We start from the raw sequence: 15469 nt of genomic DNA, 5'->3' as shown, positions 1-15469 counted from the left end.
CCTATGCCGCGCCGGGCCCCGCGGTGCCCGCCGCGCGCGCGAACGCGCCCGGGGTCGTGCCGAGCGTGCGCCGGAAGTGCCGCGTCAGGTGCGCCTGATCGTGGAACCCGGCCAGCACCGCGGACTCGGCCGCCGTGCGGCCGTCGAGCAGGAGGCGGCGAGCGCGATCGACGCGGCGCCCGGTCACGTAACGGTGCGGCGCGATGCCGTACGCCTGCGAGAACGCGCGGATCAGGTGGCTCGGGTTCGCGCCGAGCTCGCCTCCGGCCTCGGCGAGGGTGAACGTCTCGGTCAGACGGTCGTCCAGCAGCTCGCGCAGGCGCCGGGCGAGCGGCGCATCCCGGATCTCGTCCACGGGCGAGCCCAGGTGCGCGAGGAGGTCGTGGCGGAGGGCGTGCACCCAGTGCTCGGCGGCGAGGAGGTCGCCGGGCGAGCCGAGCGCCCCGTGGATGCGGCGCACCGCCGAGACGGCCGAGCGCGCCCCGATCGTCGGCCGGCCGACGGCGACGGAGGGCATCCCGCGCGGCAGCCATTCCGGCTCCAGGTACAGCACGCGTTTGCGGTAGGCGGAGTCGCGGACAGCGGACTGCCCGTCGTGCGCGACGCCGGGCGGCAGCAGGGCGATGGATCCGGGTGCGGCCCGGTGCGCCTCGCGACCGAGCTCGAAGGCGACGACGCCGGAGTCGATCAGCAACACGGTCCACGCGTCGTGGGTGTGCGCCGGATAGGCGTGGTCGAAGGTCGCGTGCAGCACTTCGCGCACGTCGGGCACCGCAGGATGCCAGGCGCGGACCGACTCGACCATGCAAGGAATGTACAAGACGCGGCCGTGCGCCGGCGGGGAGGCTGGACGCATGACAGACGCCGCCTCCCCCCGATTCGACACCAAGATCGTCGTCCTGCTGCGCGAGGGGCTCGCGCCCTGGCAGGAGCTGAACGTCACCGCCTTCCTCGTGAGCGGCGTCGCCACCAGCGCGCCCGGCCTCGTCGGGGAGCCGTACCGTGACGCCGACGGTGTCGAATACCTGCCGATGCTGCGCCAGCCCGTCGTGGTGATGACCGGGGACGGCGAGCTGCTCAGCACCGCGCGCGGCCGGGCCGAGTCCCGGGGAGTCGCGACCGCCGTCTACACCCGCGAGCTGTTCTCGACCGGTCACGACGAGGCGAATCGGGAGGCCGTCGCCTCCGTCTCCACCGCCGACCTCGACCTGGTCGGGATCGCCGTCCGCGGCCCGCGCAACGCGGTCGACCGCATCGCGAAGGGCGCGCGCCTGCACGACTGACGTCGCTCGGTCGGACATCGCCTGACGGCTCGCGCGACATTTCCGGACCCCTCGCCTACCGCGCAAGTTAGGGCACGCGAAATGCTGGTAATCCGCCTCCCCGGCTCGGCCCCGCACGGCCCTTCCTGCCAGGCTTGACGGGCGAAGGGGAGTAGCTCAGCGTCCGATTCCGGGCGCGCGGCACGTCGACATACTGGCTCGCGAAGACGCAGCCCGGCGTGCCTCCCAGTCTCTGGGCGAGCGAGACCTTCGGTCATCAGCACACGGTGACCGGGCTCCTCTCGTCGTACCTGCCCGGTCGTCACGATCGGAAGGCACTACATGGACACGCGAACGACCGGCAGCGCCCGGCGCTTGGTGATCCCGCTCGGAATCGTCGCCCTGGTGGCGGCGCAGGGTGTCGCCCTGCGCCTCAGCGGCGTCGAGGCGGCGCCCGTCGTCGGCATCCTCATGTTCGGCGTCGCCATCGTCGCCGCCGCGTTCGCGCTGGCGTGGGCGGGCGAGGCGGCCGAGGTCGACATCTCCGGCGGCCTCGCCGTCGGCCTCCTCGCGATCATCGCGATCCTGCCCGAGTACGCGATCGACCTCTACTTCGCCTTCACGGCCGGCAGCGACCCGAGCCAGGCGCAGTACGCCGCAGCGAACATGACCGGCTCGAACCGGCTGCTCCTCGGCTTCGGGTGGCCGTTCATCCTGCTGGTCGCGTTCGTGGTCTACCGCGCCGCGCGCGCACGCCGCCGCCCCGTCGACCCGGATGTCAGCCCCCGGCCGTTCGCCGTGCGCCTCCCCGGCGACAACCGCGTGGAGCTCGGGCTGCTCATGATCGCCTCGATCCTCACCCTGACCATCCCCCTCACCGGCCAGATCCACGTGCTGCTCGGCGTCGTGCTCCTCGCACTGTTCGTCTACTACCTGTGGAAGGTGGCGCAGGGCGAGAGCGAGGAGCCGGAGCTCGTGGGCGTGCCCGCCGCGATCGGCGGCCTGCCGACGGTCGCGCGCCGCGTGACCGTCATCGCGATCTTCGTGTTCTCGGCGGCCGTCATCCTGCTGCTGGCCGAGCCGTTCGCGCACAGCCTCATCCAGGGCGGCCGGGCCGCCGGCATCGACGACTTCCTGCTCGTCCAGTGGCTCGCCCCGCTGGCGTCGGAGGCGCCGGAGTTCGTCATCGCGATCATCTTCGCGATGCGCGGCAAGGCGGCCATGGGCATCGGCATCCTGCTCGCCAGCAAGGTGAACCAGTGGACGGCGCTGGTCGGCACCCTCCCGATCGCGCACGCGCTGGGCGGTGGAGGCTGGGCCCTCCCGATGGACGGCCGCCAGGTGGAGGAGTTCGTGCTCACCGCGACCCAGACCCTGCTGGGCGTGGCGATGCTGCTGAGCCTGCGATTCGCCGGGCGCTGGGCGACGGCGCTCTTCGTGCTGTTCGCCGCGACGTTCGTCTTCACGGGCACCGAGGCGCGCTGGATCGTCTCGGGCGTGTACGCGGCGCTCGCGGTCGTCCTGTTCGCGATCCAGTGGCGCACGCTGTGGCCGACACTCCGCGCGCCGTTCTCTCGGTCGGTCGAGGAGCCCGCGGCCGCGGCGGAGCCCGTCGCCGCCGCACGGGAGTAGGCCGGGGCCTGGGCCCGGAGGGCGCCTCCCGAGCCGCTGAGGTTCACGTCGTCGCGGTCATTCCGCGTCTAGTGGACGCCACGACGTGAACCTCGACGGGACCTCGCTCGAACGTTGCCGACGGAGCGTTCATGACCAAGGGTCTCGCAGATCCTGCTCCTCCCGCTGCGCCTCGAGCTCCGGTAGCCACGTCGCGTCCCGCGTCCCATCGAACGCGTTCCGTGGATGAGTGACCGGCAGCTCCTGCTCCTCGAGCACCATGCCGACCGCGGTCGCGCACGCGTCACCGCGCCACGCCTCGACTCCCTCGCGCACGGCGAAGCCGGCGATCACGAGGCCGGCGATCGCGTCCGCCCACCACCAGCCGAAGAGCGAGTTGAGCACGAGGCCGCCGAGCACTGTCACCGAGAGGTACGCACAGATGAGGGTCTGTTTCGAGTCGGCGACCGCCGTGGCCGACCCGAGTTCGCGTCCCGCCGCGCGTTCGGCCGCGGAGAGGAACGGCATCACGACGACGCTGAGCGCCGTGAGGGCGATGCCGACGGGCGAGTGCTGCACCTCGATCCGTGCGATCAGGGTGAGCGCGGCGCTCGCGACGACGTATGCCGCGAGGGCGAAGAACGCGAGGGCGATCACGCGAAGTGTGCCCTTCTCCCACCTCTCCGGATCGCGTCGTGTGAACTGCCACGCGACGGCCACCGCGGAGAGCACCTCGATGGTGGAGTCGAGCCCGAACCCGATCAGGGCGGCCGAGGAAGCCGCGCTTCCGGCGATCAGGGCGACGACGGCCTCGACGAGGTTGTAGGCGATCGTCGCGGAGACGATCCAGCGGATCCGCCGCCGCAGCACCAGCGTCCGCTCGGAGGCGACCAGGGACGTGTTCACGCGCACCCGCACTCGTCGCCGTCGCAGCATCCCGGCTCGACGTAGAGCACGACGCGCAGGAGTTCGTCGAGGGCGGGGGCGAGGTGGCCGTCGGCGAGGCGGTACCAGGTGCGGCGGCCGTCGGGCATCCCCTCGACCAGGCCGCAGCCGCGCAGGCACGCCAGCTGGTTGGACATCACCTGGCGGGAGACGCCGAGCGCTTCGGCGAGGTCGGAGGGGAAGGCGGGGGCCTCGCGGAGTGCCAGGAGGATGCCGACACGGGTCGGATCGGAGAGCGCGTGGCCGAAGCGGGCGAGGGCTGCGGTGTGCGTGACCGTCGCCGCGGGAGTCGTGAGGGTCATGGCTCGACAGTACAGCGAACGCTGAATCATCGGAAGAGCCGGACCCTTGCGGCGGCGGGCTCGTCCCGCGAGAATCCTCCCGGGGATGTCGGCGCAGGAGCGCGTCGACGCGAAGGGGGAATGATGAAGCGATTCGCAGGGGTGCTCGCCGTCGTGCTGAGCGCGGCCGCTCTGGCCGGCTGCTCGGCGTCGTCGCAACCGGCGGCGGACGGCGCGTCGCAGACTCCCGAGTACCACTCGATCCCGACGACGTCGAATCGCGCACCGGATCCGTCGCTGTCGCCGCAGCCGAACGACTCGGCGGTCTCCGCTCAGGACGCACCGCTCTCGCAGCTCTGGGCGCTCGTCGACTCCGGGCTACGCAGCAACGGCGGGTACGCGGACGCATCGCGACCGGCGGGAACGACGCCTCAGGATGTCGCCGACTTCGCCTCCGCGATCGCGGCCCGGTGCACACCCCAGCTGACCGCCGAGCAGTCGGCGCACCTCGACGCGCTCTGGGACGACGTGACCGCCGCCGCGGCGAGCGCCGGCACCGACCTCACACCCACCGTGACGGCGTACGTCGATCAGGCCACGGCGCTCTGCATGTGAGCAGTGGAGGCGCGCGGCGTCGAGGAAGACGGGAGAATGGTCACACCATGACCGACACCGCCACTCCGACCGTCCTGTTCGTCTGCGTGCACAACGCGGGGCGCTCGCAGATGGCTGCCGGGTTCCTGCGCGAATTGGCAGCGGGCCGCGTCGAGGTGCTCTCCGCCGGCTCCGAGCCGAAGGACCAGCTCAACCCGATCGCCGTCCAGGCCATGTCCGAAGTGGGCATCGACATCGCGGGAGCCGCGCCGAAGATCCTCACCACCGAGGCCGTGCAGGATTCCGACGTCGTCATCACGATGGGCTGCGGCGACACCTGCCCGATCTTCCCCGGCAAGCGCTACGAGGACTGGGACCTCACCGATCCCGCGGGGCGCCCGATCGAGGAGGTCCGCCCGATCCGCGACGAGATCAAGAAGCGCGTCGAAGCGCTGCTGGGCGAGCTCCTCCCCCGCTGACGGCCGACGCCGGGTTCCGGTAGCGTCGCGACATGGCCGACCGCGCTCTGCTCATCAACGGCGCCCCCGCGTCCGGCAAGACCACGCTCGCTCGTCGCCTCTGCGATGAGCTGGGGCTTCCCCTCGTCACGAAGGACGACATCAAGGAGGCTCTGGCCGACGCCGTCCCCGTCCCGCTGCCCACCAGCCGGGTCGGTGCGATCGCATCCGACGCGATGTGGCAACTGGTGGGTCTGATCGACGGGACGGTCATCGTCGAGTCGTTCTGGTTCTCCGGTCGCGATGGCGAATACCTCCGGCGCGGTCTCGACGCGGCCGGAATCGGCAGCGGCGTCGAACTCTGGTGCGAGGCTTCAGCGGAGATCGCCCGCGAGAGATATCTCACGCGGCCGCGTCATCCTGCGCACGACGACGCGCAGCGCCTGGACGAGTGGGAGCTGTTCCACCGCGACGCGCAGCCCGTCTCGGGCTTCCCGGTGCTCAGGGTGGATACCGAGCACCCGGTCGACGTCGAAAGCGTCGCCCTCCGCGTCCGTGCCCTCCTGAACCCCTGACCCCCTGAACCGCACGCCGAGGTTCACGTCGTTGCGGCCATCCCGGGTGGAATGAGCGCAACGTCGTGAACCTCGGCGGAGGCGGGAGGCGGGCGACAGGCGGAGGCGGGCGCTAGCGCTTGAGGTTGGTCAGCTCCTGCAGCACCTCGTCGGAGGTGGTGATGATGCGGGCGTTCGCCTGGAAGCCGCGCTGGGCGACGATCAGGTTCGTGAACTCCTGCGAGAGGTCGACGTTCGACATCTCCAGGGAGCCGCCCTGGATGTTGCCGAGGCCGTCCTCGCCCGGGCCGCCGACCTGCGCCGCGCCGGAGTTGACGGTGGCGCGGTAGGTGGAGCCGCCGGCCTTCTCGAGCCCGCCCGGGTTGACGAAGGTGGCCAGGGCGATGCGGGCGACCGCCTGCTTGTCGCCGTTGGAGAAGAGGCCGATGATCGTGCCGTCCTTCGACAGGGTGAAGGACTCGAGGGTGCCGGCCGCACGGCCGTTCTGGTCCTTGAAGGCGACCGTGGAGAGGCCCGAGTAGCCGGTCACCGTGCTGAGGTTCACGTTGACGCCGCCGACGGTCAGGGCGCCGCCCGCGGTCAGGACGCCGTTGGTGAAGGTGAGCGCGCCGGTGGCGTTCGCGGTGCCGTCGGTGCCGGCGACATCCCAGCCGGTGGCCGACTTGGTGAACGTCAGGGTGAGCTTCCGCTCGGTGCCGTTGGCGTCGTAGACCGAGATGTCGCGGACGAGCTGGTCTCCGACGGCAGCGTCCGAGGGGAGGTTGCCGTTGACGTTCGCCGAGGTGCTCGCCGCTGCGGGGGTGACCGCCTTGAGCGGGATGGTGATGTCGCTGAGTGCGCCGCCCTGCTGGATGACGCCGTTCACGGCGTTGTAGCCCTGCAGGATGGCGCCGCCGGGGCCGACGAGGCGGCCGAGGGCGTCGGGGTCGAACGAGCCGGCGCGGGTGTAGACGGTCTCGCCGCCGACGTTGGTGACGAAGAAGCCGTCGCCGTTGATCATCATGTCGGTCGACCGGCCGGTCGCCTGCGCGGCGCCCTGGGTGAAGTTGGTCGAGATGCCGGCGACGAGCACGCCGAGGCCGATCTGGGCCGGGTTGGTGCCACCGGTCTGAGCCTGCGGCCCGCCCGCGCCCTGCACGAGCTGCGAGAGGGTGTCCTGGAACTGCACGGCCGACGACTTGAACGCGGTCGTGTTGACGTTGGCGATGTTGTTGCCCGTGACGTCGAGCATGGTCTGGTGCGACCGGAGGCCGGAGATTCCGGAGTAGAGAGAGCGGAGCATGACGCTGCCTTTCTGTGGATGCTGCGGGGCGGAGGATTCAGGAGGCGGTGGTCGGGCCGGACCCGGAGGGCTCGGCTGTCGGGGTGACCACGCCCAAGATGGCGTCGAGGTTGATCTTGGCGTCACCGACGGTGACGACGGGGACCGATCCGGCGTACGAGACCGAACTGGCGAGCCCGGTCTGGGTGTCGCCGTTCTTGTCGAGGTAGCTGACCGTGTGACCGATGAGCGCGGCCGCTGCCGTGCGCATCTGCAGGGCGAAGCCCTCCTGGCTCGTCGTGTCCATGTTGGTGAGCTTCTCCATCATGGCCAGGTTGGTCGTCTGCGAGATCATCTGGTTGGTGTCCATCGGCGAGCTCGGGTCCTGGTTGCGCAGCTGGGTGACCAGCAGCTGCATGAAGGCCTCGCTGTCGAGGGACTGCTTCGGCGTGCGCGTGGGCTGGGTGGTGTAGATCCCGCTCGTGGTGGCGGTGTCGGTTCCGGTGACGGCGTCGACCACGGTGGCTCCCTTCTACTGGCTTCTGGCTGGGTGTTCGTCGATCGGGCGATCAGACGATCAGGTCGATGGAGTGGGCGAGGCCGTCCGCGGGTGCGGCGTGCCCCGGCGAGGCGGACAGGTGCTCGCCGAGCGCGGATCCGGCGCGCGGCCGGCCTCCCGGCGTCTCGGGGGGCGTGGGCAGGCGGCCGTCGCGACCGTCCTGCTGCGACGCGTTCTGCTGCGCCGACGGCTGGTTCTGCGACGAGAGGTCGAGCGTCCCGCTCAGCCCGGCACCGTTGAGGTCGCGGCGCAGGTCGGGCAGGATCGCGCGGAGTGCGTCGCGCCCGGCGTCGGTCGGGGCGAACAGCTCGACCCGCACCCCGTCGCCGCCGACGTGTGCGCGCACGGTGACAGGGCCGAGCGTGTCGGGCGTCACGTGCACGGTCATGACGTGCTCCCCCTTGCCGGCGGCGGCGAGCGTGAACACCGGCCGGGCAAGCTGCGCGTCGAGCGTCTGCGCGTGCGGAGCGGCAGGGGCCGGTGCGGCGGTGGGCGCTGCAGGTGCGGCGGCTACGGGAGGCTGTGGTGCGGCCACCGGAGCAGCCAGCGTCGGCGACGACGCGGCGGGGGCGGGTTGCGGGGCGGCCGGTGCGGGTTGCGGCTCGGCTCCGCGCGCGGCGTCCGCCCCCGGGTGCGCGGCCGACTCGACTCGCACGGCTGGAGTCTCGGCGACAGCCCGATCGACGGCGGCCGCACCCGCGTCGGGGCGCCCGGAGCCGCTCGCAGCCGTCGCCACTGCGTCGCCCGTGGGAGTGGCGGGGGCGGCCGTCGCGCCGCTCCGAGCGGCACCGGCGGCATCCATCGTGGTCGAGGGCGTGACCGTCGGACGGGCCAGGGTGGCTTCGGTCGCACGCCCCTGCGACGCGCCAGTGTTCGCGCTCGTAGTCCCGCCCGCCGTCGGCGAGCTGTCGGCAGGCGTTTCGGTCGTCCCGAACCGCTCCGCCGCTCCCCCGCTCTGCGCGGGCCGCGCCGACCGGTCGGCCGGCCCGGCGCCCGCAGCGGCCAGCGTCTGCGCAGCCGCAGGCGCCCCCGCCGCTGCGTCCGTACCGGTCACGGTGGTCGTCGCGACGAGTCCGTCGCTCGCGTCCCCGGTGCCGGGCTCGCCGGCCGCGGAGGCAGCGGGCGTCGTGGCCGCGGGAACGATCGAAGGAGCCGGCACGACGGCCGGGAGCACCGGCAGCGTCACGGACGCCGCCGCAGACGACGCAGTCGCCGCCGTCGCCGCGCCCGTCTCCGCACCACTCGCACCGCTCGCGTCGGCTGCGTCGGCCGCGTCGGCCGCTGTCGGATCCGTGGCCTGGTCGGTGGCCGCGTTCGCGTCGTCCGCGGCGCGGTCGCGTGCGGCATCCCGGGCGTCCCCGCCGCGCCGAGTCGCGTGGGCTTCGCGGGCGCCGTGCGCATCCCGCGCCGGGCGAGCGTGCTGCGCCGAACCCGCGCGGTCCGGGCGATCTGCCCGGTCGGCCCGGTCGGCCGACGCTCCGCTGAGGAGCGCTGCGAAAGCGTCCCCGCCGGCCTTGCCCGCGCCGGCCCCCTTCGCGGGCGCCGCGCTCGACGCCGGCGCCGCCGGCGCGCTGCCCACGGCCGCGGGGTTCACAGCGAGCTCCCCTGCAGCATGGAGGTGAACAGCGAGCGCAGGGCGTCCGACTGCGCCGATGAGAGCGAGGAGGCCGACGCAGCGGAGGAGGCCGTGGCCGCGGTGCTCGCTTGCGGCACCACACGCCGGATGGTCACGATGTCGGAGTCGGTGAGCCAGTTGTCCACGAGGCTCACATTGCGGCCCTCGCTGGGAGCGTGGATGACCTTGCCGTCGCCCGCGTAGATCACGATGTGCTCGCCGCCGTTGCAGACGATGATGTCGCCGGGCTGGGCCTGCGCGAGGGACGGCACCTCGGTGCCGACCGTGCCCTGGCCCGAGACGAGGCGCGGCACGTCGATGCCGAGGTCCTTGAAGACGCGCTGCACGAGGCCGGAGCAGTCGAGGCCGGAGGCGCTCGTGCCGCCGAAGACGTAGGGCACGCCGAGGTACTTCTTCGCGTCGGCGACGACGTCCGCGCCGGTCACTCCCCCGGTCGACGTGGTCGCCGAGCTCGCGCCGCCGAGGGCTTGCGTGAGGGCGGAGGCGAAGTCGGTCGCGCCGGTCGACGACGAGGCCGAGGTGGAGGCGCTGGTCGCCGTCCCCGACGTCACGCTGTCGAGCTGCACGAGGGTGGCCTGGATCTGCGCGATCCGGCCGATCGCATCGGTCACGGTCATGCGCCGCTCCTCCGTCCGTCCGCCGACCGGTCGCGCTGCCAGGCGCCGGTCGCGATCTCGTCGATGGCCGCCTGCTCGGCGCCCAGCTCGCTCGCGGCGAGCTCGGACGCGTGCCGGGCCTCCAGCTTCTCCAGCCCGACCGCGCGCTTCTTCGCCTCGGTGAACGCCTCCTGCGCCTCAGCGGCCTCGGCCTCGGCCTTCGTCGCCAGGGCGTCGAGGTCGGCGAGCATGCTCCTGCTGGAGGCGCGGGCCGCGGCGAGCGCGAACAGCGTGCTCGCATCGATCGCCTCGACGGGCACGGCGTGCAGCGCGGCGATCGCGCGCACCTGCCGCTCCCCGACGTCGCGGCGCAGCGCGTTGGCGGCGGCGAGGTCGCTCGCCGCGTGGTCCTTCTCGATCTGCCGCAGCCGCAGCAGGCCGGCCAGGGGGAACGTGCGTGCCATCAGAGCCCTCCCATCCTCGCGACGAGCGCGCCGAGGCGCGCCCACGATTCGCCCGCCGGTGCGGGCTCGCCGATGCTCTGCCGCAGGAACGCGTTGATCGCGTCCTCGTTCGCGACGGCCGCGTCCACCCGCGGGTTGGTGCCCGGCTTGTAGGCGCCGACGTCGAGCAGGTCCTGTGCGGCGACCTTGGCCGCGAGCGTGGCGCGCAGCGCCGTGGCCGCCTGCCGCTGCTCCGACGAGGTCACGCGCGTCGCGAGCCGGGAGACGGAGCCGAGCACGTCGACCGACGGGAAGTGCCCGACGACCGAGAGCCGCCGGTCGAGCACGACGTGGCCGTCGAGGATGCTGCGGGCCGCGTCGGCGATCGGCTCGTTGTGGTCGTCGCCGTCGACGAGCACCGTGTAGAGGCCGGTGATCGAGCCACGCTCGCCGGTGCCGGCGCGCTCGAGCAGCTGGGCCAGCAGGGAGAACGTCGACGGCGGGTAGCCCCGGGTGGCGGGAGGCTCGCCCGCTGAAAGGCCGATCTCGCGCTGCGCCATCGCGACACGGGTCAGGGAGTCCATCATGAGCACCACGTCCGCGCCCTGGTCGCGGAACGACTCGGCGATGCGCGTCGCCGCGAACGCGGCACGCAGGCGCATGACCGCCGGCTCGTCGGAGGTCGCGACCACGACGATCGAGCGGGCGAGGCCCTCGGACCCCAGGTCGTCCTCGAGGAACTCGCGCACCTCGCGGCCGCGCTCCCCCACCAGCGCGATGACGGAGATGTCGGCCTCGGTGCCGCGCGCGATCATCGAGAGCAGCGAAGACTTGCCGACGCCCGAGCCGGCGAAGAGGCCGAGGCGCTGGCCGCGGCCGACGCTGACCATCGTGTCGAGCACGCGCACACCGAGGCCGAGCGGGGTCAGGATGCGCGCCCGGCGCATGGCATCCGGGGCGCGGTTGTCGAGGGGCACGAAGCCGTCCGGCTCGATCGGGCCCTTGCCGTCGACGGGACGGCCGAGCGCGTCGATCACGCGGCCGAGCATCCCGCGCCCGGTCGGGACGAGCAGCGGCGTGCGCACGGCGCGGACGGGCGCACCGGCCGCGATGCCGGTGAGTCGTCCGTACGGCATCACCCGCGCGGAGTCGGCGGTCGTCGCGACCACTTCGGCGTGCACCCCCGGCGCCTCGCCGATCGTCACCAGGTCGCCGATGGCCGCGGGGACCCCTTCGACCTCGGCGCCGAGCCCGACGACGGCCTTGACGCGGCCGACGCGTTCGGCCGCGGCCTCGCGCACGGCGACATCCCAGCGGGGCAGCGTCGCGGTCATGAGAGCGCCTCCCTGGCTCGCGCCAGAGCGGTCGAGATGCGGGCGTCGAGCCAGCCTGCCGGCAGTTCGCCGACGGCGTCGCCCGGGGCGATCGAGGGGTCGGGCACCAGGCGCGGGGCGGGGATGCCCGTGACGAGAGCGCTGCTCGTGCGATCGTTCCCGTCCGCAGCGGCCTGCTCCTCCGCTTCCGCCTCCGCCTCCACGAGCAGCGCCAGGTCATCCGGGTTCAGGCGCACGACGGCGACCTCCCCCGCGGTCTCCCCCGACAGCGCCCGCGCGACCGCCGCGCGCGCCGCTGCGACCCGGTCGCCCAGGGCATCGCCGACCACGGCCGATGCCAGTTCGAAAGCGGCCTCGACCAGCACATCCTCCACCTCGGCAAGCACCGGGACGGTCGCCTCGCGCAGCTCGACGGCCGCGGCCCGGAGAGCCTGGGCCAGCACGCCGATGCGCGCCGACACCTGCTCCTCCTGCAGAGCCCGCGCCTCGTCGGCCGCGGCCAGCCAGGCCGCCTGCTCCTCGGCGGCCGCCCGGCGGCCGTCGGCGAATCCGGTCGCATACCCGCGCGAACGCGCCGACGCGAGCGCGGCCTGCTCCTGCGCGGTCTCCGCCAGCACGGGGATCGCGAGCGGAGCGAAGGCGGTGTCACTCGACATACGCGTCCTCGTCCCCGCGCTGCACCGTGATCACGCCCGTGGCCTCCAGGTCGCGGATGGCGCGGACGATCGCCGCGCGCGCGTCCTCCACCTGCGACAGGCGCACCGGGCCGAGCATCCGCACCTCGTCGGCGAGAACCTCGCGGTTGCGTTCCGAGAGGTTGGCCGTGATGATCTCCTCGACCGCCGGCAGGGCGCCCTTCATGGCCACCGCGAGCACGGCGACATCCACCCCGCGCAGCACCTGCTGCACGTCGCGGGCCTCCAGGCGCACGATGTCGTCGAAGGTCAGCATGCGGGAGCGCACCTCTTCGGCCAGCTCGGGGTCGCGGAGTTCGAGCGCCTCGAGCAGCGCCTTCTCGGTGGCGGCATCGGAGCGGTTGATGATGTCGACGAGGGGCTGCACACCGCCCACGGCGTCGCTCGCGGTGCGGGAGGCGACCACCGCGCTCGCCCGCTGCTTGAGGGTGTCGGCGACCACGCGCACCGCGTCCGGGCTCGGCGAGCCCATCGTCGCGATCGAGTGCGCGACCTCGGTGCGGGCCGCCTCGTCCAGGCCGCTGAGCACCCGGGACGCCTGGTCGGCGCGCAGGTGCGCGAGCACGAGCGCGCTCGTCTGCGGCAGCTCCCCCGCGAGCAGCATCTGCACCTGGCCCGGCTCGACCGCGTCCAGGAACTCGAACTGCTTGCCCGCCATGTTGGACGCGACACGGTTGAGCACGCCGGTCGCCCGCTCGGCGCCGAAGGACGCCTCCAGCAGCCCGACCGCGAGGTCGTGGAACTCGGTCATCGCCTTCTCGGCGATCCCCGGGTCGACCCGGCGCAGGCGCATGATCTCGGCGGTGATCTCGTCGGCCTCCTCGTCGGAGAACTGCTTCATCACCTGGGCCGCGCGCTGCTGATCCATGTTCATCAGCACTACGGCGACCTTCTGCGGGCCGGTCAGCGGCGTCTTCGCGTCCGTCATACGCCGGCCCGATCATCCATGAGGCTGCGCAGGTACTCCGCGGTCTTCTGCGGGTCGCGCTCGGCGAGCGCCTCGATCTCGGATCGGCGGCGCTCGGCCTCCAGCTCGGGGCTGTCGGGGTCGGGCGCCTCGAGCGGGATCGGCACGGTCGGCGCGGCCTGCTCGAGCGGGATGGGGAACGGCGACGCCTCGAACGCCAGCGACTCCTCCTCGATCTCCGTCTGCTCCGACGCCCGGCGCCGGCCGCGGCGCACCAGGGCGATGACGATGATCAGGGCGGCCACCACCGCCGCCGCGATGATGGAGGTGCGGATGATGCCGGTGAGCTGGTCGGCCGCGGCGGCGTCCTTCGCCTCCTGCAGCGCCTTGGCGGCCTCCGTCGCCCCGGCCTTGCTGAACGGCACCATCTCGACGCTGACGGAGTCGCCGCGCTTGGTGTCGATGCCGGCGGCAGCGTTCACGAGGTTGCGGATCTCGTTGGTGCTGACGCTGCCGACCGCGTCGGAGTTGAGCGCAACTGAGACGGTCTGGCGGTTGATCGCGCCGGCCGGGATGGTGCGCTGCTCGGTGACCTTGTCGACCGCGTTGTCCTTCGTCGCCGACTCGGAGTTGAACGTGCCGTTGCCGTTCGTGCCGTCCGGGACCGCGATGTTGTCGGGGCCGAGCACACCGGCCGCCGATCCGCCCGACCCGGTGTAGGTCTCCTTCTGCGTCGTCTCGCTGAGGGACGGCGCGTCGGTCGGCGTCGTGTACGACTCCTCGGTGCGCTGCGCGGACTCCTTGCTGACGTCGGCGGCGACCGCGACCGTGGCGTTACCCGGCCCGACCACCTTGTCGAGCATGTCCTGCACCGCGGTCTTCACCCGCGCCTCGTAGTCGCCTGCCTGCTTGTCCGCTCCCCCGACGGCGCCGGTTCCCACGGCGCTCAGGACGGTGCCGTTCGCGTCGATGACGGCGACGTCGGTCGGCTGCATGCCGGTGACGGCCGCGCTGGTCAGGTGAACGATCGCCTGGACCTGGTCCTGACTCAGCGTGACGCCGTTCTGCGTCTCGACGAAGACGGAAGCGGTCGGGTCCTTCTTCTCGGAGACGAAGACCGTCTCCTCCGGGATGGCGAGACGCACCGAGGCGGTCTTCACACCCTTCATCGCCGCGATGGTGTTGCCGAGCTCGCCCTCCATCGCCCGCTTGTAGGTGACCGACTGCTGGAACTCGGACGACGTCACGCCCATCTTGTCGAGCAGGGAGTATCCCCCGGTCGACGACGACGGCAGCCCCGCCGACGCGGCCTTCAACCGCTCGTCGTACACGCTCTGCTGCGGGACCAGGATGGTGCCCCCGCCGTCGGTCAGCTGGTACTGCACGCCGTCGGTGCGCAGCTGGTCGACGATCGCTGAGGCGTCGGAGGACTGCAGCCCCGAGAACAGCGGCGTGTACGTGGGCTGGGACGCCCACATCGCGATCCCCGTGATGCCCAGGGCGAGCACGGCCACGCCGATGATGGCGATGACCCGCTGGGCCAGCGAGAACCCGCGGATCGAGTCGCCGATCCGCCGGAAGAAGCTCGTCACCTGCTGGGGCATCAGGCCTGCATCCGCATGATCTCGTTGAACGCGTCGACGGCCTTGTTGCGCACGCCCGCGACGAGCTCGAGGGTGACCTGGGCGCGGGTGGAGGCGAGCGTCGCGTCGTGGATGTCGTCGAGGTTGCCCGTGACGGCCTGGATCGCGAGTTTGTCGCTCGTGCCCTGCAGCTGCTGGAGGTTGTCGATGGCGCCGCTGAGGGCGTCGCCGAAGGCCGCTCCCCCGCTGCCGGCCGTGCCGGTGACGGCGGCGGCGGCGGCGGCGTTGGTCGCGTCGACCGAGCCGATGGCGGAGATCGCAGGGATGGGCATCAGTTCTTTCCGATCTGCAGAGCGGCCTGGTAGGTCTCCTTGGCGCGGTCGACCACGGCGGCGTTCGCCTGGTAGCCGCGCTGCGCCATGATGAGGGCGCCCATCTGCTCGGAGAGGTCGATGTCGGGGTAGCGCACGTAGCCCTCGGCGTCGGCGACCGGATTGTCCGGCTCGTAGACCATGCGCCCCTCCGCGCTGCCGTAGGCGGCACCCGCGACGTACGCGCCCGAGACGCCCTGGCCCTCCTGGGCCACGACGTACCGCGCCTGGAAGGCCGCGCCGTCGGTGGGCTTCGCGGTGTTGATGTTGGCCAGGTTGTCCGAGACGGCGTCCAGCCACTTGCGGTGCAGGGTGAGACCCGTGCCCGCGATCCCGATCGCGTCGAATGTCATCGCCG

At 72.6% G+C, this 15469-nt stretch carries 19 protein-coding genes; 5 read left to right on the top strand and 14 right to left on the bottom strand.

Annotation, left to right across the window (positions count from 1 at the left end; genetic code table 11):
• Position 1: 1 nt before the first annotated feature.
• Positions 2 to 805 (bottom strand): helix-turn-helix transcriptional regulator, encoded by an 804-nt coding sequence (locus FHX33_RS11890; RefSeq protein ID WP_183428542.1) that lies wholly within the window; start codon positions 803 to 805, stop codon positions 2 to 4.
• Between the two features lie 49 nt (positions 806 to 854).
• Here FHX33_RS11890 and FHX33_RS11885 point away from each other — a divergent pair, with 49 nt between their 5' ends.
• Both FHX33_RS11885 and FHX33_RS11880 read left to right on the top strand, forming a co-directional pair.
• Positions 855 to 1283 carry a DUF2000 domain-containing protein gene (locus tag FHX33_RS11885; protein WP_039923390.1) on the top strand — a complete coding sequence of 143 codons (429 nt, stop codon included), beginning with the start codon at positions 855 to 857 and terminating at the stop codon, positions 1281 to 1283.
• A 321-nt stretch (positions 1284 to 1604) separates the two neighbouring features.
• On the top strand, positions 1605 to 2894 hold the full coding sequence (locus FHX33_RS11880) for a Sodium/calcium exchanger protein (protein WP_021764553.1): 1290 nt from the start codon (positions 1605 to 1607) through the stop codon (positions 2892 to 2894).
• Positions 2895 to 3023: 129 nt separating this feature from the next.
• Here the strand turns inward: FHX33_RS11880 and FHX33_RS11875 are convergent, their stop codons facing one another.
• Positions 3024 to 3809 (bottom strand): cation efflux transmembrane domain-containing protein, encoded by a 786-nt coding sequence (locus FHX33_RS11875; RefSeq protein ID WP_081704062.1) that lies wholly within the window; start codon positions 3807 to 3809, stop codon positions 3024 to 3026.
• Positions 3776 to 4120 (bottom strand): ArsR/SmtB family transcription factor, encoded by a 345-nt coding sequence (locus tag FHX33_RS11870; protein WP_021764555.1) that lies wholly within the window; start codon positions 4118 to 4120, stop codon positions 3776 to 3778. Before FHX33_RS11870 ends, FHX33_RS11875 begins: the two co-directional genes overlap by 34 nt.
• Positions 4121 to 4243: 123 nt before the next feature.
• Between FHX33_RS11870 and FHX33_RS11865 the strand changes: the two genes are divergently transcribed.
• The 3 genes from FHX33_RS11865 to FHX33_RS11855 are packed head-to-tail and all read left to right on the top strand — an operon-like array spanning position 4244 to position 5726.
• On the top strand, positions 4244 to 4714 hold the full coding sequence (locus FHX33_RS11865) for a hypothetical protein (RefSeq protein ID WP_155829083.1): 471 nt from the start codon (positions 4244 to 4246) through the stop codon (positions 4712 to 4714).
• A 47-nt stretch (positions 4715 to 4761) separates the two neighbouring features.
• A complete protein-coding gene (locus FHX33_RS11860) occupies positions 4762 to 5172 on the top strand; it encodes an arsenate reductase ArsC (RefSeq protein WP_021764557.1) in 411 nt (136 codons plus the stop codon).
• Between the two features lie 32 nt (positions 5173 to 5204).
• Positions 5205 to 5726, top strand: a complete 522-nt coding sequence (locus FHX33_RS11855; protein ID WP_021764558.1) for a P-loop nucleotide/nucleoside kinase family protein — start codon at positions 5205 to 5207, stop codon at positions 5724 to 5726.
• Between the two features lie 112 nt (positions 5727 to 5838).
• On the opposite strand, the gene FHX33_RS11850 is transcribed toward FHX33_RS11855, so the two are convergent.
• From FHX33_RS11850 to FHX33_RS11800, 11 genes are read right to left on the bottom strand one after another with little or no spacing between them, the layout of a single operon-like run.
• Positions 5839 to 7008 (bottom strand): flagellar hook protein FlgE, encoded by a 1170-nt coding sequence (locus FHX33_RS11850; RefSeq protein WP_021764559.1) that lies wholly within the window; start codon positions 7006 to 7008, stop codon positions 5839 to 5841.
• 37 nt (positions 7009 to 7045) lie between these two features.
• Entirely contained in the window at positions 7046 to 7507 is a 462-nt protein-coding gene (locus FHX33_RS11845) for a flagellar hook capping FlgD N-terminal domain-containing protein (protein ID WP_021764560.1), read from the bottom strand.
• A 49-nt stretch (positions 7508 to 7556) separates the two neighbouring features.
• On the bottom strand, positions 7557 to 9140 hold the full coding sequence (locus FHX33_RS22140) for a flagellar hook-length control protein FliK (RefSeq protein ID WP_183428541.1): 1584 nt from the start codon (positions 9138 to 9140) through the stop codon (positions 7557 to 7559).
• Positions 9137 to 9799, bottom strand: a complete 663-nt coding sequence (locus FHX33_RS11835; RefSeq protein ID WP_021765331.1) for a C40 family peptidase — start codon at positions 9797 to 9799, stop codon at positions 9137 to 9139. The genes FHX33_RS22140 and FHX33_RS11835 overlap by 4 nt, the downstream gene beginning before the upstream one ends.
• Complete coding sequence (locus FHX33_RS11830; RefSeq protein WP_179700719.1) at positions 9796 to 10242, bottom strand: hypothetical protein; 447 nt, start codon at positions 10240 to 10242, stop codon at positions 9796 to 9798. The genes FHX33_RS11835 and FHX33_RS11830 overlap by 4 nt, the downstream gene beginning before the upstream one ends.
• Positions 10242 to 11555 (bottom strand): FliI/YscN family ATPase, encoded by a 1314-nt coding sequence (locus tag FHX33_RS11825; protein WP_183428540.1) that lies wholly within the window; start codon positions 11553 to 11555, stop codon positions 10242 to 10244. The genes FHX33_RS11830 and FHX33_RS11825 overlap by 1 nt, the downstream gene beginning before the upstream one ends.
• Positions 11552 to 12211 carry a FliH/SctL family protein gene (locus FHX33_RS11820; protein ID WP_183428539.1) on the bottom strand — a complete coding sequence of 220 codons (660 nt, stop codon included), beginning with the start codon at positions 12209 to 12211 and terminating at the stop codon, positions 11552 to 11554. Before FHX33_RS11820 ends, FHX33_RS11825 begins: the two co-directional genes overlap by 4 nt.
• Positions 12201 to 13178 (bottom strand): flagellar motor switch protein FliG, encoded by a 978-nt coding sequence (gene fliG, locus FHX33_RS11815; RefSeq protein ID WP_183428538.1) that lies wholly within the window; start codon positions 13176 to 13178, stop codon positions 12201 to 12203. Before fliG ends, FHX33_RS11820 begins: the two co-directional genes overlap by 11 nt.
• The gene (gene fliF / locus FHX33_RS11810) at positions 13175 to 14761 is read right to left on the bottom strand and encodes a flagellar basal-body MS-ring/collar protein FliF (protein WP_021763784.1); all 1587 of its coding nucleotides are present in this window, start codon (positions 14759 to 14761) and stop codon (positions 13175 to 13177) included. The genes fliG and fliF overlap by 4 nt, the downstream gene beginning before the upstream one ends.
• Positions 14761 to 15072 carry a flagellar hook-basal body complex protein FliE gene (gene fliE / locus FHX33_RS11805; protein ID WP_021763783.1) on the bottom strand — a complete coding sequence of 104 codons (312 nt, stop codon included), beginning with the start codon at positions 15070 to 15072 and terminating at the stop codon, positions 14761 to 14763. The genes fliF and fliE overlap by 1 nt, the downstream gene beginning before the upstream one ends.
• Positions 15072 to 15464, bottom strand: coding sequence for a flagellar basal body rod protein FlgC (locus FHX33_RS11800; protein WP_021763782.1), 393 nt, complete (start codon positions 15462 to 15464; stop codon positions 15072 to 15074). Before FHX33_RS11800 ends, fliE begins: the two co-directional genes overlap by 1 nt.
• Between the last annotated feature and the right edge of the window lie 5 nt (positions 15465 to 15469).

Source organism: Leifsonia aquatica (assembly GCF_014190775.1).
Classification (GTDB): Bacteria; Actinomycetota; Actinomycetes; order Actinomycetales; family Microbacteriaceae; genus Leifsonia; species Leifsonia aquatica.
This window is presented reverse-complemented; position numbering and strand designations above follow the sequence as displayed.